This is a genomic window from Bradyrhizobium sp. CCBAU 65884, assembly GCF_028128835.1.
In the GTDB taxonomy this organism is placed as follows: Bacteria; Pseudomonadota; Alphaproteobacteria; order Rhizobiales; family Xanthobacteraceae; genus Bradyrhizobium; species Bradyrhizobium ottawaense.
Genome location: NZ_LBJU01000120.1, coordinates 40,368 through 61,534, shown reverse-complemented (window position 1 = coordinate 61,534; position 21,167 = coordinate 40,368). Strand labels below are relative to the sequence as shown.

Sequence of the window (21,167 nt, the reverse complement as noted above, 5' to 3'; positions counted from 1 at the left end):
GGCGAGGCATATCTCGTCAGCTCAACAGCTCCTCGGGACGAGAGCTCCGTCAGTCGAACGATGTTGAGCGGCCCAGACATGGCGCTGCCGCGGCCAACCAGCTCGTTTGATGAGGAGTAAACTTTTCGCCAGATCTAGTTGACTTCGAGTCCTTCCAGCAAGACCCATGCTGGGAAGCAAGCGTTGTAGTACCGTATTCGTAGCTTACGATGCGTACGCATTTATCCTGAGCGTGGCTGAAGAGGCAGCAGGGCTGCAATCGGGCTTTCGGCGGGGCAGCTCACGTGAGGCGTTCTACAGCGCGGCTTTTGGCAGGTGATGATCGGTTGCAGGGGCACGGCCTGAACCGTCTAGCCTGCTCTGGACCGTGCGCGACCTTCCTTATCTGTCCCAGCTCATGCTCGGAGTGCCATCCCGCTCACTTCCATAAGTAGCTGTAACGAGATCTGATCAGGAGGCTCTCGCAAACCATGGTCGATTGCGTAACTTGTGAACCTGCTGTCTGCTCATGGCGAGACAATCTGGAAATTGCCTTCCGAAAATCGGGTCGTTGCCCACGTAACTTGCTTCCTCCGAACGTCTAGCGCAGATGCGGCCGATCCCTTCAAGGAGATCGCGAAGTCCGGTCCCATGCGGCCCGACGATCTGGGAGCAGAACCGCGCTTGCGATGATCAGAAGAATACCAACGTAGACACCAATAGATTGAGCGCGTGTTCCGTTTGAGGCGTGTGTGTGATGCTTGTCGGGTTATGAATGTAGGACAGTCCGACACTTGCATATATCCCCGGAGCGAGATGCGCGATGTATGTTCCCGTGATGGCTGTGGTCTCGCGGTGCGCAAGCTGGCCTTTAGCCAGAGCAGCATCCACTGCAACTTTGCTCCAGGCCGTGTTGGTCGCAACGAGAGCAATCAGATCACTGGGCCGATTTTCAAAAGCTCCCTTCGCATAAAGACGAAGCTCGTAATACCGGCTGATCCTGTTGAGCTCAGGTGGAGCTCCCATGATGGAGAAGCCGCTATAGATGCCGCGAGACGGCGACCCAGCGGCGTCGCTCTGCCAGAGTTGCCTGTCCGCCGCGATGTAGTGAAAACTATTCCCGCTCTCCCTTTGTTGCTTGGGATCGGCCAAATTCGTGTAACGGCTACTGTTCAAGCCAACGCCCGCCCGCAGCCACGTGTCGGGTACGCCGGGAGCAGCCTTGCTCTTGTAGCCGGCTTCTTCAACGAGAAGGATGCCTGCATTGGCCGTGCTCCAGTTCAAGGCGGTGGGATTCTCGGTTATATGGGCATAGGGACCATCTGGACTGATTGAGCGCTGGACGGAGACCTTGTTGTATAAGCGATCGTCGAAATTGAGCTTCAAGTTGATCGCTGGCGTCGGCGCTGCATTGGTGCTCATCCCTGCCTGGATCAAGGCAGACATGTTCGATCCTGTGGTCCCTCCGAACAATGTGGCGGTAAATTCATTTTGGTTTCTGAGGTAGCCGAGTTTGACTTCTAGCGTCCTGTCGAAAAAAGTCTGGTAGTAGGCAAGCGTATTGATTCCCACTCGATTTGGCCCTGGACGATCCCACGTCCAATATTGCTGCTCGGCTCCCACGACAATCTGTCCGTCAGCAATGCCGAACCGGCTCAGGTCGTAGGTGACGATCATGAAGTTCGCCGACGCGAAGGTCGGATTCTGGCCCATATAGAGCTGGTTTGCGATAGGGCTTCTGGCTGCATTCGGCAGTTGGTTGTTTGCAAAGGTGTTGTGTGTCCAGCCGATGTAGCCGATGCCGACGTCCGCCAGCGCAGATCTGACGCCCCCCTTGTCCTGATCAATCGTATCTGCAGGACCAGGGATCGGGAACCACAACCCTTTTTCACGCAGGTTGTCGTACCGCTCGAAGACATCGATGCTCTTTTGCGTTCTCGTCTGAGCAGCCTTGTGCGCATTGCCGCGCCGTTCGAAAGGCAGACCGGGACCTGCTATTGTGGCCGGGGCAAGAGGGCGGATTGCCTGACGGACCAAGTCGATCGGGAGCGTTGCGGCTCGATCGGAGGCCCTTCGTCTTTTACTAGCCTGATCCACAGGGTGCCGACCGGGATCGAGCCGGCTCGCAGTTTGTGCCAGTACGGAACTGCCGACCAGACAAGCCGCTAGCGAAAGTGCGATAAGAAGCCCACGTTGCTCCGCCTTTCGTCTAAAATTGGAAGAAAGTGCTGCCGCAGCCGAGTATGTCCGAGGCGAGCTCGTCGCGAGAAGGCAATCACGCATGGCGGACTTCGGGTCCCGGTCCGCCATGAATAGATCGAACCGCGGCCTGGTTGATCCGGAGTAAGCTCCCTGCGTTTTCGCGCCCGAGGGCGAGGGAGACGAGCCAGAACTCGATGTACCCGAAGAGAGGCACTCGGACTTCCCGAACCTCTCAGCTCGCAGCGCCATGATGATGTGGTCCGAAACGTTGCTTGTGCATGACACCGGCGCGCCGAGACCCAGCGGCGAGCGTTGGCTCGGCAAAATGCTCACGACGAGCGCGCGGATCCTCGCTGTCCTGGCACGGGACATTTGCGAATGTCCACCTTGCTTACTGTGAATCAGGCGATCCTGGCGGTGCGGCGCATCTGCATCGAAGGCGGCTTTCTCGACGAAACGGCAGCTAACAGAAAGCAAGGCTCGCCGGGCAAGGGGCTTGGCTTCACGAAGCGCTTCATTGGTATCGTTGTCACGAAAGACGAGACAATCGCCAGGCTCGAAGGCCGAAGAACCTTTTTGCGTGGCGCCGGCAACCCTACCACAAGGTCTAACGCGATGGCCCAGGAATACGGTGGAATGAGCCATCGAGCAGGTTTGCTGGGTATCGGCGAGCAGCTGCTGCCTCGGTCTTCGCCGTTGGTGCGGCAAAATCTGTCTTGCATCCGAATCCTTGACGTGGGCGATCGTTGGTCGCGCTTGCCACGTGCCCGTCATCTCGAACACTGCCGGAATTGGTAGTTGACCAGGCGCAATGCTTGCCGGTTCAGTCGGCCATTGCGGCTCGGCCGATCAGCCGTGGCGCTTACGTGGCGCACCGCGGATGAAGTTGCTGGCTTCGGCAAGGCGGAGGCGGGCTCCGTCGAACGCACTGCAGGAATCAGTGGGGCGATGTGCATTGGTGCAACGGCAAGGGAAGAAAATCTGCAAGGTTCTTCTGAATGATGAGAAAATGCTGCATCATCGCCGACGAAGACGAGAACCATTGCTAGCTGGTGACGCTATCATGGAGAACGCGCGTAAATTGTCGCGTTGCGTTGCTCAAGAAGGAGCGTTTCCTAGGAGCAGGGTAGCCGCTCGGGAAGGTCGCTAAAATTGATTGTTGTCGACGCTGGCAGCTCCTGGAGCGCGTGAGCATCGCAGGCTGTCCCGCCGACGAAATATGCCTGCTGGAATGGGGATGTAGAGCGAGGGACCATGGACTTGAATGATCAAGCGGCCGCTTCGGACTTGCGGCCGCTCTTGCATCGGCCGTCAAGACGGATTCTCCCGGTTTTGGTGCTCCCGCTTGTCGTCGTCGGCTCGTGTGCTGCTGGCGCCTGGTTTTGGGCTAAGCTTGAAGAGTTTGTCGAGACGCCGGAACCCCGGGAGGTCGCTTCAACAATGAGCTTGTCACCGGAGGGCAGGACATCCCTTTCCGATATAAAATGGGCACAGCAGAAAGCTGGCGATGAGATCGCAGAACTCAACCGCCGGATCGATGCCCAACGGGATGTCCTCAACGGAATCCTGGATCAGATCACCGTGCTGACTTCGCGCATCGAGTCGCTGCAGAGTTTAACGCCTACCCCTTCTGCTGCTTCCGAGCCTCCCTTGTCGCCAGCCCGGGCCGCTTCAAGCGTCGCCAGGAAACGTCTCGGGCCGTCCAAACCACAGGGGCCTGTTTCCGTCGGAGGCGCGCCAGTCATCGCAGGATCGAAGACAGCCGAGCCTTGAGTTCTCAGGTCGCTGCAGGGGTGGTCGAGTCTCCAACTGCGCTCGATGAGGTGGACCGTAACTTCCCAAACCTGGCTCCGGCCGTAACCTACCGAAGCTTGTGCGGCCGCGGGCGTTTCCAGCGGCATATCGCTGAGATCCTCACCATCCTCGAGAGCACTCCGAAGAGAGGTGGGCAGAGCCCTTTTCGCATGATCCAGGCGTGCCCTGAACGGCGGAATCCGCTGCGCTTCTCCTCTAAATCTGCTTCCTTCTAATCAGCCCCGCCGGTTTGAGGCTGCATCTGAAGGTCGTGTCATAACACCGCCGCTGCATCCTCGAAATCTGGCCTGTCTGCCGGAGGCGCCTCTTCGGATCGTTCGCTCGCGAAGAGCTTAGGTGTTTCGGCTCTGCTCACATGCGTCGCTTAGTTGATAGGGGTACGGTCGAGATAAGTGTCGAATGCGGCAGCAACAGCACGAATGACAAACCGGTGTTCCCGCTTGACCCGAATGAATCCCTCTTCAATGTCCACTATCCCGTCTTCGGCAAGCATTCCCAGGCGGTCCGCCGAATCGAGAAGAGGAATGGGATCAAATCCGTGAGCAGCACAGATCTCTGGCACGTCGACCTGCAAATCGCACATCAGACGCTCGATGATCGCGGCGCGGAGGCGATCTTCGGCGGAGAGGCAGTAGCCTTTTGAGGTTGCCAGACGACCGGCCTGAATGTGTCGGTCATAGGAAGCGGTTGCGATCTCGTTTTGGACGTAACCGTCACGCAGACGGCCGATGGCCGACGGACCCAAGCCGATCACGGTTTTGCAGGTATCAGACGAATAACCCAGGGAGTTGCGGTGAAGCTCACCGGCTTTTTGCGCCAGCGCGAGCTCGTCGTGGGGCAGGGCGAAATGGTCGAGCCCGATCTGGCGGTAGCCGGCCGCGACCAGTGTATCTGCAATGGCCTCGGCTTGCTCAGCGCGGGCGACATTGTCCGGTAGCGCCGCCTCATCGATCTGGCGTTGACGTTTCATATAGGAGGGGACGTGCGAATAGCCAAAAACCGCAAGCCGGTCTGGCCGCATGGCCAGAGCCGTTCGCGCGGACTCCACGCAGGACCGTACCGACTGACGCGGCAGTCCGAAGAGAAGGTCGAAATTGATGCGGTTTATCCCATGCTGGCGAAGACTTTCGACGGCAGAAGCCGTCTGCACCTCGCTCTGGACGCGGTTGACCGACCTTTGAACTAGGGGGTCGAAGCTTTGCACGCCGATGCTCGCGCGGTTGACGCCTACCTCTCGTAACGTCTCGGCCATCCCGGCGGTGAATGCACGCGGGTCGATTTCTATAGCGATGGTGGCTGATTTGCTGAACGCGAAGCGGCGGCGCAGGAGCTCCATCAAGGCCAGGAAATCGGTTCGCGCAATGGTAGTCGGCGTCCCGCCGCCGAAATGCAGGTCGCTCACCGGCAGAGCGCGCGGCGCTTGCTCTGCGACCAAGCGTATCTCCTCATGCATCGCCGCCAAGTAATTGCGGATAGGTCGCTCGCTGCGAGCGAGGCTTGTAGGGAAGCCGCAATACCAGCAGATGGAGCGGCAGAACGGAACGTGGACGTAGAGCGATACGGGTTCGTCCGGCGGCAGCCGCCTCAACCATAACTCATAAGTCTTGGCACCAAACATCGCGGAGAAATCCGGTACGGTTGGGTAGATGGTGTACCAAGGCAGGCGAGCATCGCAGTACTTGTTCAGGAGCGAGGTCTGCAAGGCTTAACTTTCTCATGCTCAAACAGCATGAAGGTGACCGAGGCCCTTTCTTGAGTCTTTGCGTTATGTCAAACGCGCCTAGCTGTTCCTGAGATCTGGTCCCGCTCTCGATGTGACTGCCAACGAAGCTTAGGCGCCCGGACTGACAGCGGGGGTGGGAGCCGCTCATTGGCGACTATCTCGATGCTTGGGGGTAGAATGAACGTTTCGTATGGGCACGCTTTCAGGAAAAATCGGCAGACAAGGATGTCGAGCTTGCCCGCAAGGCCGAAGCCTCGGGCCAGGAGGAAGGCCATGCAGCGCGAGCCGATCGAGGACCAGGTCGCCTGGCGGTTAGCTCGCCGAGCGAGCCAGCTCGCCTCGATAAAAGCGAAGAAGGCTCGAGACGCTGCGGCGGCCGAGCTGATGGCACAAGCTGCCCGAGCGGCCGAGCTTCGTCAAACCTTGGAGTCCAACAATGCCAAGCTTGCCGAGACGCAGCAGGCTCAAGCCGAGCTGATCCGCAATGCGTGCCCTCGGTGAAGAGAAATGTGAACTCGATCTGACCATCAAACTGCGTACAGGTCTCAATGGGCGACATCCAGGCCATAGCCAGGCAGGAAGCCGACGAAGCCCCGCGCTTGCGTGTGCTCGAGAAGGATCAAACGATTGAGTCAATGGCCCAGACGATCTGGGAGGTGATGCGCAAGGCGGAGCATGCTCGCAGCAATCCCAGGGCGAAGTGCGCGAGCGTGAAGCGCCGTTTCGCAGCCGTTTCCTACGGACACGGCTGAGGCGATCGGCTAAGGCGCGGACGCCGTCTAGCTGCTCGAAGCTTCGATGGGTCGTCCAGCCGGTATCATCCATTGAGAATCAAAGCGCACGAAAGCAGTTTCTAGGGAGGCGACTGGCGTGTCGCCGCTTAGCTTCGATATGCGCAAGCACCTCTCCGCAGGCGCCATGAGTCGGACATTTGCGAAGCCGGCGTGTCCCGGAAATAAGTTGCTTGATAGATGAAGAGCGCCAAGTGCGCGATCGTACAACGTGACACTACGTGCGATTCAAGTGCTTTGGAGTAGATCACGAAAACATTTTTGAATTTCAAGTATAAAGTGCATGAGCCTAAATTCCGCCACGCTGCTTGTCTCATTGCCGCTAGCATCATCACGGATGTACTGATGATGTTGGGGCGGGCCCGGCGCACTTTCACACCCGGCAAAGTGCGTCGGGGCGCCTTGGCTCAGCGTTCCGTGCCGGGTCCAAGGCAGCTCACCAACTCACACTGGCGCAAATGGCCCTGTCGCGTTTCCTCCCGATGTCATGATTGCTTCACGCGCTTACCGGGCGACCACCACCTATCCGACTATAGACCCATGTTCTGAGGGTTGATTTTCGCGAAATCACATTGGTACGAGGCTTGCTAGTCCGTCCGGGATCCTCCTTCTGGAGATGCGCATGCAAAGTGTCCTCTGCATCAAGCAAGCCTCGCGAATGTGCGTATCTCCCGTTGCGCCTTCGACGTGGCCATTTTCTGCCCCTTCGATTCATTCGCACCCGACCTGCCAGACGGCCCCGCTGAGACGCCGGGTGATGATGCGAAGAGTACGGCTTCGGCTGTTGCGTATTGCTCATCGATCGCGTCCCGGACGCCGTCATAGGGCGAAAGTTCTGCCCACTGTTAGCGATGGCGATTCGCAAGATTGGGAAGAAACAAGATTGGGAGGAAACATGACGCTCCTGTTGTCTTCGTCGGCAAGAGAATGGATACCGAGCTGCCGCGGGTCGAGTCCGGCACCGCCAAGCGCATCGCCATCCTCTGCCTTCCCTGTATCGCGGAGTTCAGTGCCCAGGATGTCCTCGTGTTCGGCCTTTAGACAAGGCGAATCGTCGTCCGGACAGGACCCCGGTTGCTCGTCATCGAACAGAGCCGAGCGTGTAGCCGCCGGTGCTGTTTGGTTCGTTTCGGCAGCTGAGTCGCCATGGCTCTCGAACCTGCTATCACGGCCGACATCAGCAAGGCGGTTCAGCGTTGGGTCGGCATCGATGGCACGGCCATCAACACGGATCAGGCCACGGTGATCCCCGATTTGGCCAGCCTGTACCTTGCGTCTGCAACGGCACCTCGATCGCGGCGTGCCGTTCAGCTCGGACCAGGGATGTTGGCGGCATTTCCGCTGTTTGATGGGACGATGAAGCCGACGCATCCGGCGGAGGGGCAACGACGTAGGGACCGGTCTGACGCACCGCGCGAGCGCTCAGAATTCACAAAGAACAAACGCAAGAGTTCAGGTCATGGAACGGCTCTTTAGCTTCACGGAATGTGCGAACCAGACCCGTTCGCTCAAGGCGCTGTTCGAGCTCCTTGTAAGGTGTGCTACCGAAGAAGGATTCAGTGAAGTTGCTTACGGCGCTCTCAACTTCGTCGAGCCACTTCGGCTGGCGGAGTATCCACCCCCGACTGTGGCTGTGAAGTGGCCGGCAGACTGGTGCGAGCGATACTTCAAACGCAAGTACCATACTATTGATCCGGTGGTGCGGCGGACGCCAATGCACAAGCGGCCGTTTTTGTGGGATCAACTCGCCGACCACTACCAACTTCAACCAGACGAGAGACGGGTACTGGACGAGGCGAGAGAGGCGGGCCTGAAACATGGTATGAGCGTACCATTGTTCGGTCCGTTGGGTCGGATATCTGTGGTGTCGTTTGCATCTCCATCCGACGATGCTGATCCTCAGGACCGCATCGGTCATCTTAACGCGCTGGCCTGCCTCTTTCACACCGCCTATGGCGAGATCGCTCCTCCCTCCAACAATGATTGCGACCGAAAAGTCTCACTATCACAGCGCGAGCTCAGCTGCATGCGGTGGGCGGCCGAGGGGAAATCGTCATGGGAAATTGGAAAGATCCTGGGCGTCAGCGAGAATACAGTCAATTTTCATATGAAGAATGCGATGCGAAAGCTGGATGCGACCAGCCGGATTCAAGCGATCGTTACGGCTATTCGCCTCGATGTCATTTGAATTCATCAGTCGAACGGAAGGAGCACCGACGGGCCATTTTTGCTTCCAGATTCTGGCAAGTTCAGCATCGCACTTTTTGACCAGATCGCAGATGCAAGGGTCATCGAGACAAGCGCCAAGCGCAACCGTAGTCGTGTAACTCGAGGACCCTGGACGATGTGTGGAATCGAACGACCTGGTCCGCCAGCGTTGAACTCGCTCCATCCCGGTCACCCGGGCTTAGCCGAGCGCGGAGCCTGGTGCTTCCGAACTACCGCAGGGCTGCGCGGCAGAGGACCTCTGAAGAAGGAGCCCCGAACGTGCTCGGGGCTCCTAATTCACGCATTCGCGTGAAGATCACTATTTGGCAAACGCCGGACCAAACTTGTAATTGAGCCGTCCCGTGATGAGATCGACGTCCTGGTGAACGCGATCGGTGCCAACGGCCGTTGGGAAGCTTACGTTGCCGCGCTGCATGAACAAGTGGACATACTCGACGCCAGCTGACCACTGCGGCGTGATGCTGGCTTCGGCACCGGCGCCCAGCGCGCCCCCCCAACGCACATCATCGCTTTGGGAAAGCTCGGTGCCGGTAGCCACTGAGTTGACGTGATAGGTATTGCTGGTCACCGCAGCACCGCCCTTGGCGTAAAGCAGCACAGCATCGAACGCGTAGCCGATATGGCCGGTGAGCATACCGAATGCATCTGTCTTGGTGCCAATGGTGTTTGCTGGGAAGGCGGTGCTGACATTGGAGCCGCTGAAGTCGGCCCAGTTGCCCTGGCCTTCGATACCATAGACCGTTTTGAAGATGTGCCAACGATAGCCAATCTGGCCGCCAATGGTGGCGCCAGCTGAATTATGGCAACCCTCGGCCGTGACGCCATTGAAATCCCAGCAATTGTGGCTCGTGCCCCAGCCGCCGTTCACACCGATATAGAGGCCAGACCAATCGATAATCGGGGCTGCGACCGGCAGCGGGGATGCCTTGATCTTGACGGGCTGCCCGGCGAGGTCCGTGCCGAATGCGGGAGCGGCCGCACTGAGTGCGCCGATGCTTGCGGTCAGAATCAGAAAATTCTTCATTCGAGTGTCGTTTCCTTGAGCTATCCCCCGGCGGCGTGCGTTTAACAATATGATCGCGAATTGCTGTAGCCGCGGCACAACACGCCCTCGAAAGAAATCGGTGCAATCGCACGCCGCGTCAGATTGTGAAGCGCGCAACCGTGCGATCCGCAGCCTCGACTGAAATGCTGCGGACTGACGGTGGTCACTTGGAAGTTGCGCAAGCTCGTGTCGAGCGCAAAATCGGGAGAGAAGCGGTATGCCCTTTCCCGGCGCCAGCTGGCGGCTGTCCCGTCTCGTCGTCGACCCGCTTCGAGTTCCAGCTTACGGGTGTCGTTCGCACAAGAGTTTCACAGACAGCAGCCGTCGCGAACGTGCTCGTCTTCAGCGGGGCAGAACATGAGTGGAGGACGGTCAGTTCGACCACGCTCTGACCCTGTTGTTTTCCTGCCGCACAAAGTACCCAAGAGCCTTAACCCAACCCATCTGCCAGTACAGGTGCAAACTGCTTATCGCTCGATTGGCGGCGCCAGTTCAGCCCTCAAATTGCGTATCGCCTCGTTTGCCAAGTTTAGGGTATTGCGTTCGCCGTTCCTTATCGAACACTCAAGGACGGTTCGCAACCGGCTATGAAGGACCGTCTTGAGATTGTGCGCCAGCAACGGGTCCTTCTCGACAAATCGCCAAGCCTTATCAAATGCGACGCTCACGATAGCATCTGGCACCTGCACTTGCTCTGGTAAGAACTGATCCATCTCAACACTCCTCGACGCCCTGATAAAAGAATGCATCTTGCCAAACGCTAACCGAGAGTTTGTGGCTTGTCCCAGCAGGTAAGATGTGCGGTCTACAGTCCGTGTGCGTATCGATCTGCTCTCGGCGCTTCAATGAAGGTTATAGATGTTTGTTGAACTTCCGATGACCGAACCTCGTATTCCAGGCCAAATTCGAATAATCATGAAACGCTGGAAATGAGTACGCGTCGTTCGCGCGCTTCGTTGCCACGGTGCTGTTGTTGCTTGGAATCGGACAACATTTGCGGCTCTTCTTCTTGCGATCGGAAGAATCGGTGCCATGCCAATCACGACTAGAACCGAACATGACGACCGTTCGACTCCTTTCGCGGTTATAAGCCCAGAAGCGTTCTAGTCTTAATAGTGCTTGAGATGTCCTTTTTGGGCCGATGTGGCGTGTACGCTGATCGTTGCTTTCTGACATGAGTCCGCGGCCCGTCATCCTGTTGTTCGACCCTGCGCATGGCCTCCTCTAAGTGCGGTTTTGCTCCAGGTGAGTCACACGATGCAGGGCAGGAGATGCATCAGCGATTGCAATGCTCCCCTACCGAATTCATTGTCACGCGGCAGAGGAATGTGGGGCCGTTCGTTGCGGGTTTGTAGGAGCCAATGCCGCAACGAGGGCCGAAACGCATTTGAGCGGTCACAAGCGCGGATAGCCGTGCGATGTCTCGCACCCATGTGTTGGGTTACGCTTCCCCGCTATAAGCCCTCGGAGCGGGCGGCAGGTCGTATAAGACACAATAGCTATCAGGTGCTTCAGGAACAGCAGGGTCTAGCTGGACCAACGTGTCATCTCCGGCGCGAGCTAGGTAATAGGGCGCGCCTTTCTTCGAATTAAGTTGCGAAAAGCCAGCAGAAGCGCCGTCACTTACGGGGCGGTGAGCCCATCGGAACCCAAGCCTTGGGTCCCTGGTGAGTACAGCCGGTGGCACGCCTTTCAGCCAGCGATAAACGTTCAAAAAGCGGCGCCGTCATCCGCCCAGGAAAAGTCCAACGAAATCTCATTCCGCTGCTGCACGCGCCAGAATTAGCTTGGCGATCGTCATTTGGTTAGCGGGAGTTCGCAGCGATGCCGGTAATGCCGCCACTGCCTGGTCGAGAAGGCGACCCAAAACCTGTAGGTCTTCTGGGTAGTAAACGCCACGATCTCGCGACAATCGCCCCACTCGCCGGTCGCCGGCACAGCGACGGGTTCTCGTATCGCCGAGCTGGCCGAGCTCCAGTTCCGCCGTAATCATCTGATCTGTGAGTGCGTTAAGCAGTCGGATCGCTTCGAGCTCGTTGCCTTGTTCGCATATGAGGGCGGCCACGATGCCGAGTTGCAGGTCGATGCGATCCTGGAGATCCTGCATGCGTGAATTGGAAGGATCAAGTTCCACGGTATTGCTCCAAAGTGGTTAGGTTGAGTAACGGTGTTCGTGGTTTCTCGTTCGCGAGACGGCAGACGCGGCGCTAGAATGAATGGCTGCTGCTCCACGGTCCCCGCAAGACCTAGGGGCGGGCATGTGCCTCATAACGACAGCGAAGATCGGAATCGATGGTGTAGGGCGCTGCGAAGAGCGTTGTAGATGGCCTGTCATTTGATTGGACCTTCGAGACGGTTCCGCACATGGGGCAATGGGCGCGGCTCCAGCATCGGGGACGCCGCTAGTGGCCGCAAGTTGCGAAGGGGCTGCCAGAACTGCGGCCGGAGTGCTTGCGGCGTGGTATGGTGATCCAGATCTGACCACAGGGCTCGCCAGGCACAGCACCATACAGAGCGCTTGGCGCTGGATGAAGCTGTTGCTGAAGAGGGGCCGTTAGCGGCTCCAGAACCGGACTCCTCACCACACCTGAGAATGGTGCCCCAGCCCATGCAATGCAACCCAAAACCAGGATCCGCTACATACGTCTGCGGTTTCTCTTTGCCGCCTTTGACTGGAGATGATGCCTGGCACGCTGAACGTGCGGATCGGCTCCTGGAAGCTGCGCGCGCTGAGATCCAGGACCGGTGGATCGCACACGGCCACCATTCGTTCCGATGGTGATGTAGGGACTGCTGACAAGGCAAAACCGCGTCTGGATACCGTCGAGGAGAGTCGGCGCATAGAACGACATGGCGTTGCGTCAGTTTGTAGGCAGCACGTGTGCGCGCGGCCCGCGGAAGAAGACTGAGCGCGCGAGCGGAGTGCGAATTTGCGATCACAAGGTAAGAGGGTGGGTAAGATCGCGAGGCTGGTCTCATTACACGGATCGACATGAGTGACTCGTCTTAGGCTGGAGGATATGTGTCTTGCACTTAGGGTAGTCACATAGCGGGCTGCATTGCTTTGCTTGCAGGCCGCCGTGGCGGCGGATTGTCGACCTCGCTGCTTGGTCAGGGCGACAAGTCCATCCCGCACCGCCGCAGAGGGAGTTTCCCTGCCCAAACTCTATGTCGCGCAGGCATTTTCCCTGGCCGAGCAATTTGCGTGAGAGCCGGCCTTCTTGGAGAGCTTTAGCAAGATGGGAAGGCCGGAGGCGGCAGTGCGATAGATTGGGCGCCCGACGCTGCGAACGGCCATCCCACCGCATTCGTGCTGCACGTGCGTCGATTTGAAACATTGAGGGGTGTCGTTGGGGATGCAGCCACGAGAAGCTTCAAGTGGTCTGGGACCATGCTGAAAGCAAAGAGGATCCATTGTCACACAAGATTCGTGAAATGTGCTTCCCGGAAACCGGCGATCGCGTTATGGGGTATTTGGCTGAAATTGGTAAAATCGAAAGTGTTGATGGCATGCATCAAGTTCGTGGATAGCGCACGAGAGTGGTCTCATATTCTACATCTCAAGCGCTTAACTTGCTTCTTCTCACCGGCTTGGTTCAGTGAGCTTAAGGCTTTCAGGTGAGCCCGCCGATTCGTTGATGACCTGCCAGGATTGAGCACACAAAAGGTCATAAGTTGACCGTTTGGCCGGCGCATATAGCGAGCGCCTTGCTCGATGTAGTTGCCACCACAGCGAAAATTTGCACCGTCGATCCCGAGAATCTTGCCGTTGCCGACGTGGCCGGCGCCGCCACCAGTTCCGCTTCTGCCGACAGAATTCATTGCTTGAAAAGCGCTCACTACAAAGAATTCCCTTTTGAAAGCAGAGTCTCATCCGCCGAAGAAAGAAGAAGCGGGAATGAATGGTACATCGCTGCCATTGAGGCTGACGATCGCCTTTGCGCCCAGCGCTCACAACAACCAAACTCGCAAGCAGATTCGGACAACCTCATGCGCGGGTCTCCTTCCCAAGCACATGAGCCCCGAATGTAGACATTATCCGCCAAAGCGATCGATGATTTCAGCTTTGATTGCGCTTGCCGTGTACAGAGAAATCGCCAGCGGAAGGTTTCCAAATGCAAGCTGGCAAAGCAAGTAGTTGGCACCTGCCTCTTCCATTTGATGAAGAAGCAGCTGCCGGACGGAAGCTGGCGTTCCAACGACGCACAACTCGCTCTCAAGTGCTGCATCGAAGGTCAGCGGAAGGGCGGGCGGCGTCGGAATAGCATTCACGTCATAGAGAAACTTGAAGCTCTGCAGCCACCGTCCATATGCAGTTTTCGCCGCCGCACGAGCGTCCTGGTCAGATTTCGCGATCACGACCATGCGGGTAAGCCCGAGAAATGGCTCGCGGCCGTGTGCGGTTGTATTCCGGGCCCAACGGAAGCGGTAGGCATCCGTAACTTTCCGGACGACACAGGCGGGGCCTATGCACGCCAGATTGGCGCCATTTGCAGCGGCCCACTGCGCCGACTCAGCCCGGTTGGTCGCGATCCAGGTCGGCGGATATGGACGTTGATGAGGCCTCAAGGTCAACGGTATTTCGCTGAGGTCAAAGTGGTGTCCCTGATAAGATAGCGTATGTCCCTTCAGCGCAATATTCAGGATTTCGCTCGCTTCAGTATAACGGCCTGGAGCGGTTTCTGCGCTGATGCCGAAATAGCCCCATTCAATCGGCTGGGAGCCGCGGCCGACCCCGAGCTCCAGCCTGCCGCCGCTCAACTGGTCAAGCATGCAGATCTCTTCGAATGCGCGCAACGGGTGATAAAGGTTGAGCAACAGGACGAGCGGACCAAAGCGCAATCGCCGGGTGCGCTGCGCGAGGCTTGATAGAAACAGGTTCGGCGAGGGCCCTCTGCCATGGGGTGTGCAGTGGTGTTCGGCCAGGTGATAAGCGTAGAACCCGAGAGAATCGCAGACCTCCGCCAGCTTGAGACGATCTTCATATTGTCGTGCGGCATCTTGGCCGTCGTCATCCAAATGGTCAAAGATGCCGCACGTTAGTCTTGAAGGAAGGCCATTCTTCACTCGATCGATCTCCGATTGATGGACCAGGTGGTGAGTCCTGGTTGCTTCATGCCGTCGCGCTCAACGAGGTCTCATTCCTCATTTGACGCTTTGGGCGTTTCTCTTTGGGGGCTGGATCTGAACTTGCACGACGTGATTGGGTCACGAGAATGCGTGGATGGCGGTCCGGCTGTTACTGTAATAGAAGGTGGCGCGCCTACACAGAGCATGTGCTCGACCAGAAGCATCGTCAGTTTCGTGTTAGCCTCTTCCTGGTCCTGTCAACCGCTTGACCGCATAAACGTCCATGCCGCCGAACCTAGCGCAATTGTAGATGGCGGCTTCAGAGATCCTGTGCCTGCGAGCCGGATCAGCTCGGCGCGGCGACTATTTGTCTATCATCGGACGCAACGTGTCGTTCAGCTCGACATTGGGTAACTCTGCGAGGGCAGCAACGAACGCGACGAACGCTACGAAAGCTGCAAGTATGAGCGAGCTTGCGAGTATCGCTGCTCCAGCGTGCTGAGGGCATCTCATCATCCGTGTCACTCTGGGCTTGGAGAGGTGGTGTTGACGCAAATCAGTTCTGCTCGACAGTTTCACCACCGCCGTCACGCCAGCGGGAAGCCAGAAAACCAGGAACCGCATTGTCTTTCGTTGTATCGAACCGGACTGGCCCAATCACGGTCTTCGATCGCCGGTGAACGAAGTGCGCTAGCGGCGCGCGCAGCATTGAGGGAGCCGGCCCGGTTCATCTCCTCTGTCCGTGCTTGAACGGCGGCATAGGCGTAAAGCGTGTTGCCTTCAGCGGACAGGCTGGACCGCTCCTGCTTCTGATGGCTGGCGCGCAAACAAGCGATTTCGGTATGACAGCCGGCGATGTAGACGATGCGCACCCCATCCTTCTCCATTCTTGAGATGAGCGCTGTGAAATCCGTTTCGCCGGCTACGTAGCTCTCCCGAATCACTTGTTGACCGAACCTCTCAAGCTGTGCCTCAACCCGGTCGGCGATACCCTCGCCCGCGGTGCTCTTGTCGTCGAGGACTGCGATCTTGTCGTTGGGGTAATTCCTGTGAATGTACTCAGCGGCAGCGGTGCCATGTTGGTCGTCGCGGCCGCAGATCTGAAAGACGATCTGAAGACCGGGCTCTGTTAGCTGAGGATTTGCTGAGCTAGGTGACACCTGAAGGATGCCTGCGTCGGCATAAATGTCGGAGGCCGGGATCGACGAAGAGGAACAAAAATGGCCAATGACCAACCGGACCCGCTCTGTTGTGAGCTTATTCGCGACTGCGACAGCTTGGCTCGGGTCGCAGGGGTCGTCGGCGACACTCAACATCATCCTGGTATCGGGAAGTAGGCCGGAAGCGTTCAACGCGACGAGCGGCGCAGCCGCACCATCGCGCATTTGCAAGCCGAAAGCAGCGCTGCTTCCGCTCATTGGCCCAGCCACGGCGATATTGACCTCGGAGCCCCTCGCAGCCGAGGCGATGGCGCAGAAGAGAAGCCCTGCACTCGCAGCAGAAGCGTAACGCCTATTCAACATTGTTGAGCTCCCAATGCTCACTTGAAGCGACACGCCAGCAGCTGTGATCAGGCAAGCCTGTAGGTCGAGGCCGCCTGTCAAACGAAGCGTGCGTTAGGTCGGCCAGATTGCGACCACGGTAGAACCTACAATTTGACGTTACGTGCGGTTCAAGCCGCGTTTGTAGGGAGGCTCGATCAATGCTCAGGGAGCCCGGGTCGGCGAGGCCATTAGAACTGTCCGGTTGAATCCGGAAATCTGTCGGCCCGCATCAGAGACGCCGATCAGCCAAAGGGCTGATCCTCCAACCCTCCAAGGGCGAGATCGAGATATTGCATGAGGCGGGGATCCCAACCAGCCAGACTACGGGGGGCGCTCAATCGTGCAAGTACCTTCAAGATGATCGAAACGCGTGAATCAGCGCCGGCGATTTCGCTGATCAGCAGGCGCGCCGCAATCGCGACAGCCTTTGCCCGCTCGCCGCAAGGGTGCTCGCCCCGATCCATACAATCACGCAAGTCGTCGCGGATCCGCCGCCACCGTTCCTCGCGATCTGCAGCTAGCTTGCAGGTGCATCGGGATGTCTGACTGCGCGTCTCGACCCGCGACATGGCACTCAGGGTGGCAGGCAGCTCATCCACACTGACCTGGATCTCACTGTCGATGGTCATGTTGCGAAGACGATCTCGCAACAGAGTTGCTCGAGCGACTTGAAGTTCTATCCGCTCTAGATGTTTGCGCAGCAGGTCGGTGAGTGAGGTCGTGCCCTCCATAGCTTTGCGGATCTCGACAAGGGAGAAGCCAAGCTCTCGTAGCGCGCGAATCTGGTGAACCCGTTGAACGCTTTCACGGTCGTACATCCGGTGGCCGCCGTCAGTACGCTCTGAGGCGGCTAGGAGTCCCGTGTGTTCATAGTGATGCAGCGTGCGGACCGTTACTCCGGTCGCCCCTGCAAGTTCGCCAATGCGCCATCGACGCCTTCGTGGTGTAGCTTTGCTCATGGTGTTCAATTTCAAAGCCTACAACCTGACGTCACGTGTGATTCAAGCCATTTCAAAGCTTTAGCTGGATCGTCTTCCATTCCAGCGCGAGAGTGGTGACTATCCTCAGAATGGCGGGGGATCAACCCTTAGGGGAAATGGCGATCAACAAGTTCGTCAGGCATGCCAGTTGAGTCTCGCCAGCCGCTGTACGCTCCAGGATCAGCTTGGCGATTGCTGCGAGATTTTCCGGATTTCGCATCGATGGAGGTAGCGCGGCGACCGCGCCATCATAAAGGCGTCCCAGGATGGAAAGCTCTTCCGGATCGTACACCCCGCTACATTGCTGCAACTTTGAGCTCCTTGTTTGTCGTTGCGTCAGGGCAGGGCACGTCATCAAGACGTTTGGCCGCGGTAGGGCCAAAAGAAGTCAGACCCGCGGCACAGAGCGAAGAAGATGCGATGTACTCCAGAGCGATGCGATAGGGCAACACGTCTGCGCAATGTTGCTTCGACTCCGCAAGAGATTCCTGTCATATGCATCGCCGATGACCATCACGCTCACTGTGCGGGGTGGTACTTCCCCGAAGAAGCCGAACCGTGTCCGCTCATAGGGAGCCACTACTGATTCTGAGAGGTGACGATTACAGTCCCTTAGGTGATCTTGGAGACAGGTGCGCCCGGCGGCCTGGTTGGGGCGTGCCTCCCTGTCTCTAAAGCCAGGCCAATAGTCCAGTCGGCGCTCGCACGTCGAGCCAAATGTGAGCGTGCGAAAGAGCTGCACAAAGCCGGTGATGGCCGCCCGCTGCGACGGTATCTACCGAGCGACAATGTGTTCCAGCGAAGCGAGTCAAAATTGTGCGCATCGAAACATTCGTTGGGATAAGACGTCCGCGGACTTTGCGAACGTGCTTACGACAACGGCGAGCCAGGTGGTGCGAAAACGTCGGCACTTTCCGCTCCTTCCGAAGTGCGGTTGATGGACGGCTCTTTGGTTGCCACGCGGGTCGCCTCCTGCAACAATATCTCTCGCATCCAGAGGCTTTCTGGGTCGCTGTTGTGAAGCACGGGCCATTGGACCGCCTCCGTGAAGGCGGCGAACGGCTGCGGAAGCTCGGCAATCCGAAGAGGCATCGTACTTTGGAAATGCTTTGCGAGCCTTAATGGCATCGTTCCTATGCGGTTCGTGCCTACCAGCAGCGGCGGGATCATGCTGAAGCTCTGCACGAGCACATCGATGCGCCGATTGAGGCCGAAATCCAGCAAAAGGCTTTCGTCGACCGGGATCCTGCGCGTACCTCCGAGCTTAACCGCAACGTGGCCCATCGACATATACCGATCCAATGTAAGCCGCAGTAGTAGTTGGCTGTTCGTGCAGCAACCTACGCAGACGAGTCTCTCCTCGAACAGGGCCGCCCTGGGGTGCGCGCTAGACAAGAAGAATTCCGGCAGGATAACGAAGTCGACTTCGCCGCGGCGGAGAAGCTCGTCGTGCTGATCTGTGAGCGGCAGCAGTTCGAAGCTGACCGCGGGTGCTTCACGCGCGGCGCGATCCACGACGTTTCGGAAGAATACGATTGTCGTAAAATCAGAAAGGCCGATCCTGAATCGCCGCTTCGATTGAGCCGGGTCGAACACGGTTCGCTCAATGATAGCGAGCTCAATGTGCATCATGGCTTCGCGGACAGGAGCTGCGAGTCCTTCCGCACGTGAGGTTGGGACAAGTTCCCGGCCCCTCATTGCAAACAGCTCATCACGAAAATAGGTGCGCAGCCGGGCAACGGCCGCGCTCATCGCCGGCTGACTAAGGTTAATCTTGCGTGCCGCCGCCGTGAGATTGCGCTCACTCATTAGAGCGTCCAGCGCGACGAGTAGATTTAGATCCAAACCTTTGAAACGCATGTCTTCATATCCAACCCAAACCATGCTTGCGGTTACATCGAGCGGCCACGTCTGCATCTGGAGCGACTTTATTGTTTCGCCCGAATCGACATCGGATCCACCCTGCGATCGCAAGAAGACCATCGCGAAATGATCGCAAGAACGGCAGACAAGCGATAGGCGGACCCCTCCCCCCCAATGGCCTGAAACCGTCAGGACATCCGAAGCGGATCGGTCTTGCCGCTTCCGGCGAGCCACGCAACAGCACCTGATCAGTTCGTTAGTGTCCGGCCAGCGCCGTGAGTTCGCCAAAGCGCCCCGTAGATGGGAGTCGTAGCGCAACGTTAGTCGCGAGGGCCAACCTACAACCTGACGCGGTGTGGGGTTCAAGTGATTTTATTGGACAAGCCAAATATGATTGCACTGGAATATGCGTGCGCGATGTTGCCGGGCGTCACCTGTTTGCAGTTCAAGCGCGTCAAACCACAAGTCCCACATCAGCGTGCTCACACCCGGCAAGTCTTCGCAACCGATCGCCGCCCCACTGTGGCCTCTAGCAGCTTCGCGCCCAACACGTTGAAAAAGAAAGCCGGCAAGCACATTGAAGGACTTGGTATTTGGAACGTCGCGAGAGCAGCTTTCTGCTGAGCCTAGTCGCGCCTGCGAGTCGGCGGCTTCTGATCCCCAGATGTCATGTTGGATGCCTCCTCCAGCAATATCCGCCTCATCCAAATGCTCGCCGGGTCAGTATTATGAGAGGCGGGCCACTGCACCGCCTCGGTGAATGCGGGGAGGGCGAGCGGTGGTTCGACGATCCGCAGTGGCATCCGCTTCTCGAAGTGTCTGGCGAGCCGTAATGGCATCGTGCCGATGCGACTCGTGTCCAACAATATCGGCGGAATTAGGCTAAAGCCCTGCACAACGACCTCAATGCGTCTCTTGAGGCCGTGCTCAAGCAAAAACCATTCTTCCAGGTTTGGTCTCAGCGCCCGTCCGAACTTGGCCGTAACGTGCCCCATCGAAATGTATTTCTCGAACGTAAGCTGCTGCGATAGCTGCTTGTTCGCGGGGCATGCCACGCACACCAGGGTCTCGTCAAACAGCGTCGCCCTGGGGTGCGCGCTTGACATGAACAATTCCGGCAAAATGACAAAGTCGACCTCACCCCGGCGGAGCAACTCATCGGGTTCATCGGAGAATGCCAGCAATTCGAAGCGCACCGCGGGCGCTTCGTTTGCAATACGGTCCAAGATTCTCCGAAAGAAAACGATTGTCATGAAATCAGAGAGAATGACCCTGAAGCGCCGGTTCGACTGAATCGGGTCGAACGCGTCCCGCGATATGATCGAGAGTTGGATGTGCAGTAGAGCCTCGCGAACCGGACCTGCAAGCGCTTCCGCCCCAGGCGTCGGGACGAGCTCGCGACCTCTCATCGTAAACAATTCATCGCGGAAATAGGTGCGCAGCCGCCCGATCGCTGCGCTCATAGCGGGCTGGCTCAGGTTGATCTTGCGCGCCGCCGCCGTGAGGTTGCGCTCCGTCATCAGAGCATCGAGCGCAACGAGAAGATTTAGGTCAAGTCCCTTGAACCGCATGTCGTGAGTCTATCCATCGTGTGGATGTGTTCTATCGAAGCAATCGATTTTACCAAATTGGGGGATGTTGGATAGCAAACATCAGTTTGAAGAAACTAATCAGGCATAACACGATGGCTGCTGGACGTTCGCGGGCTGAGAGAGAAACGTCTGGACGTGCGAGCATCCGCCGCATTCTTTGCAAGGGCGGCTTTGCCCGTGCTGTGCGGGCCACGTTGGATCTTCTTGGTGCGAAGCGGGCTCGACCGGACGCCAAGCCGGTCCCCATAAACGTTTGTATGCGTATCTCATCCGTTTCCATATCGGTCGTTTACCGGCGTACACTTGAGAGCGCGTTCAACCTCAGTCTACGTTC

At 57.9% G+C, this 21,167-nt stretch carries 20 protein-coding genes; 9 read left to right on the top strand and 11 right to left on the bottom strand.

Going from position 1 to position 21,167, the window contains the following annotated elements; genetic code table 11:
* Nucleotides 1-672 precede the first annotated feature (672 nt).
* Nucleotides 673-2,016, bottom strand: coding sequence for a carbohydrate porin (locus XI03_RS21330; RefSeq protein ID WP_271593214.1), 1,344 nt, complete (start codon nt 2,014-2,016; stop codon nt 673-675).
* Nucleotides 2,017-2,559: 543 nt separating this feature from the next.
* Between XI03_RS21330 and XI03_RS21325 the strand changes: the two genes are divergently transcribed.
* The gene (locus tag XI03_RS21325) at nt 2,560-2,979 is read left to right on the top strand and encodes a hypothetical protein (RefSeq protein ID WP_271593213.1); all 420 of its coding nucleotides are present in this window, start codon (nt 2,560-2,562) and stop codon (nt 2,977-2,979) included.
* A gap of 456 nt (nt 2,980-3,435) precedes the next feature.
* A complete protein-coding gene (locus tag XI03_RS21320; RefSeq protein WP_271593212.1) occupies nt 3,436-3,954 on the top strand; it encodes a hypothetical protein in 519 nt (172 codons plus the stop codon).
* Nucleotides 3,955-4,360: 406 nt separating this feature from the next.
* Here XI03_RS21320 and hemN read toward each other — a convergent pair whose 3' ends face one another.
* The gene (gene hemN / locus XI03_RS21315; RefSeq protein ID WP_271593211.1) at nt 4,361-5,698 is read right to left on the bottom strand and encodes an oxygen-independent coproporphyrinogen III oxidase; all 1,338 of its coding nucleotides are present in this window, start codon (nt 5,696-5,698) and stop codon (nt 4,361-4,363) included.
* A gap of 294 nt (nt 5,699-5,992) precedes the next feature.
* On the opposite strand from hemN, the gene XI03_RS21310 reads away from it, so the two are divergent.
* The 4 genes from XI03_RS21310 (at nt 5,993) to XI03_RS21295 (ending at nt 8,698) form a co-directional block, all read left to right on the top strand.
* Entirely contained in the window at nt 5,993-6,220 is a 228-nt protein-coding gene (locus XI03_RS21310; protein ID WP_271593210.1) for a hypothetical protein, read from the top strand.
* A gap of 47 nt (nt 6,221-6,267) precedes the next feature.
* Nucleotides 6,268-6,471, top strand: a complete 204-nt coding sequence (locus XI03_RS21305) for a hypothetical protein (RefSeq protein ID WP_271593209.1) — start codon at nt 6,268-6,270, stop codon at nt 6,469-6,471.
* A 1,185-nt stretch (nt 6,472-7,656) separates the two neighbouring features.
* Nucleotides 7,657-7,986: a hypothetical protein gene (locus XI03_RS21300; RefSeq protein WP_271593208.1), complete on the top strand. Its 330-nt coding sequence runs from the start codon at nt 7,657-7,659 to the stop codon at nt 7,984-7,986.
* Nucleotides 7,970-8,698, top strand: coding sequence for a LuxR family transcriptional regulator (locus XI03_RS21295; protein WP_271593207.1), 729 nt, complete (start codon nt 7,970-7,972; stop codon nt 8,696-8,698). The genes XI03_RS21300 and XI03_RS21295 overlap by 17 nt, the downstream gene beginning before the upstream one ends.
* Nucleotides 8,699-9,037: 339 nt before the next feature.
* On the opposite strand, the gene XI03_RS21290 is transcribed toward XI03_RS21295, so the two are convergent.
* From XI03_RS21290 to XI03_RS21280, 3 genes are all read right to left on the bottom strand, one after another.
* Nucleotides 9,038-9,763 (bottom strand): outer membrane protein, encoded by a 726-nt coding sequence (locus tag XI03_RS21290; RefSeq protein WP_271593206.1) that lies wholly within the window; start codon nt 9,761-9,763, stop codon nt 9,038-9,040.
* Nucleotides 9,764-10,251: 488 nt separating this feature from the next.
* The gene (locus tag XI03_RS21285) at nt 10,252-10,497 is read right to left on the bottom strand and encodes a hypothetical protein (RefSeq protein WP_271593205.1); all 246 of its coding nucleotides are present in this window, start codon (nt 10,495-10,497) and stop codon (nt 10,252-10,254) included.
* A 1,043-nt stretch (nt 10,498-11,540) separates the two neighbouring features.
* Nucleotides 11,541-11,918: a NolY gene (locus XI03_RS21280; protein WP_271593204.1), complete on the bottom strand. Its 378-nt coding sequence runs from the start codon at nt 11,916-11,918 to the stop codon at nt 11,541-11,543.
* Between the two features lie 1,244 nt (nt 11,919-13,162).
* Between XI03_RS21280 and XI03_RS21275 the strand changes: the two genes are divergently transcribed.
* Both XI03_RS21275 and XI03_RS21270 read left to right on the top strand, forming a co-directional pair.
* Nucleotides 13,163-13,315 carry a hypothetical protein gene (locus XI03_RS21275; protein ID WP_271593203.1) on the top strand — a complete coding sequence of 51 codons (153 nt, stop codon included), beginning with the start codon at nt 13,163-13,165 and terminating at the stop codon, nt 13,313-13,315.
* Nucleotides 13,316-13,459: 144 nt separating this feature from the next.
* Nucleotides 13,460-13,816 (top strand): hypothetical protein, encoded by a 357-nt coding sequence (locus tag XI03_RS21270; protein ID WP_271593202.1) that lies wholly within the window; start codon nt 13,460-13,462, stop codon nt 13,814-13,816.
* A 3-nt stretch (nt 13,817-13,819) separates the two neighbouring features.
* Here XI03_RS21270 and XI03_RS21265 read toward each other — a convergent pair whose 3' ends face one another.
* The 5 genes from XI03_RS21265 to XI03_RS21245 form a co-directional block, all read right to left on the bottom strand.
* Entirely contained in the window at nt 13,820-14,851 is a 1,032-nt protein-coding gene (locus tag XI03_RS21265; protein WP_271593201.1) for an LLM class flavin-dependent oxidoreductase, read from the bottom strand.
* Nucleotides 14,852-15,441: 590 nt separating this feature from the next.
* Nucleotides 15,442-16,272, bottom strand: a complete 831-nt coding sequence (locus tag XI03_RS21260; RefSeq protein ID WP_271593200.1) for a branched-chain amino acid ABC transporter substrate-binding protein — start codon at nt 16,270-16,272, stop codon at nt 15,442-15,444.
* A 368-nt stretch (nt 16,273-16,640) separates the two neighbouring features.
* Nucleotides 16,641-17,357 (bottom strand): MerR family transcriptional regulator, encoded by a 717-nt coding sequence (locus XI03_RS21255; protein ID WP_271593322.1) that lies wholly within the window; start codon nt 17,355-17,357, stop codon nt 16,641-16,643.
* 121 nt (nt 17,358-17,478) lie between these two features.
* Nucleotides 17,479-17,688 (bottom strand): hypothetical protein, encoded by a 210-nt coding sequence (locus XI03_RS21250; protein WP_271593199.1) that lies wholly within the window; start codon nt 17,686-17,688, stop codon nt 17,479-17,481.
* Nucleotides 17,689-18,248: 560 nt separating this feature from the next.
* Nucleotides 18,249-19,238 carry a LysR family transcriptional regulator gene (locus XI03_RS21245; protein WP_271593198.1) on the bottom strand — a complete coding sequence of 330 codons (990 nt, stop codon included), beginning with the start codon at nt 19,236-19,238 and terminating at the stop codon, nt 18,249-18,251.
* Nucleotides 19,239-19,631: 393 nt separating this feature from the next.
* Between XI03_RS21245 and XI03_RS21240 the strand changes: the two genes are divergently transcribed.
* Complete coding sequence (locus XI03_RS21240; RefSeq protein WP_271593197.1) at nt 19,632-19,865, top strand: hypothetical protein; 234 nt, start codon at nt 19,632-19,634, stop codon at nt 19,863-19,865.
* 2 nt (nt 19,866-19,867) lie between these two features.
* On the opposite strand, the gene nodD1 is transcribed toward XI03_RS21240, so the two are convergent.
* Nucleotides 19,868-20,812, bottom strand: a complete 945-nt coding sequence (gene nodD1, locus XI03_RS21235; protein WP_271593196.1) for a transcriptional regulator NodD1 — start codon at nt 20,810-20,812, stop codon at nt 19,868-19,870.
* Between the last annotated feature and the right edge of the window lie 355 nt (nt 20,813-21,167).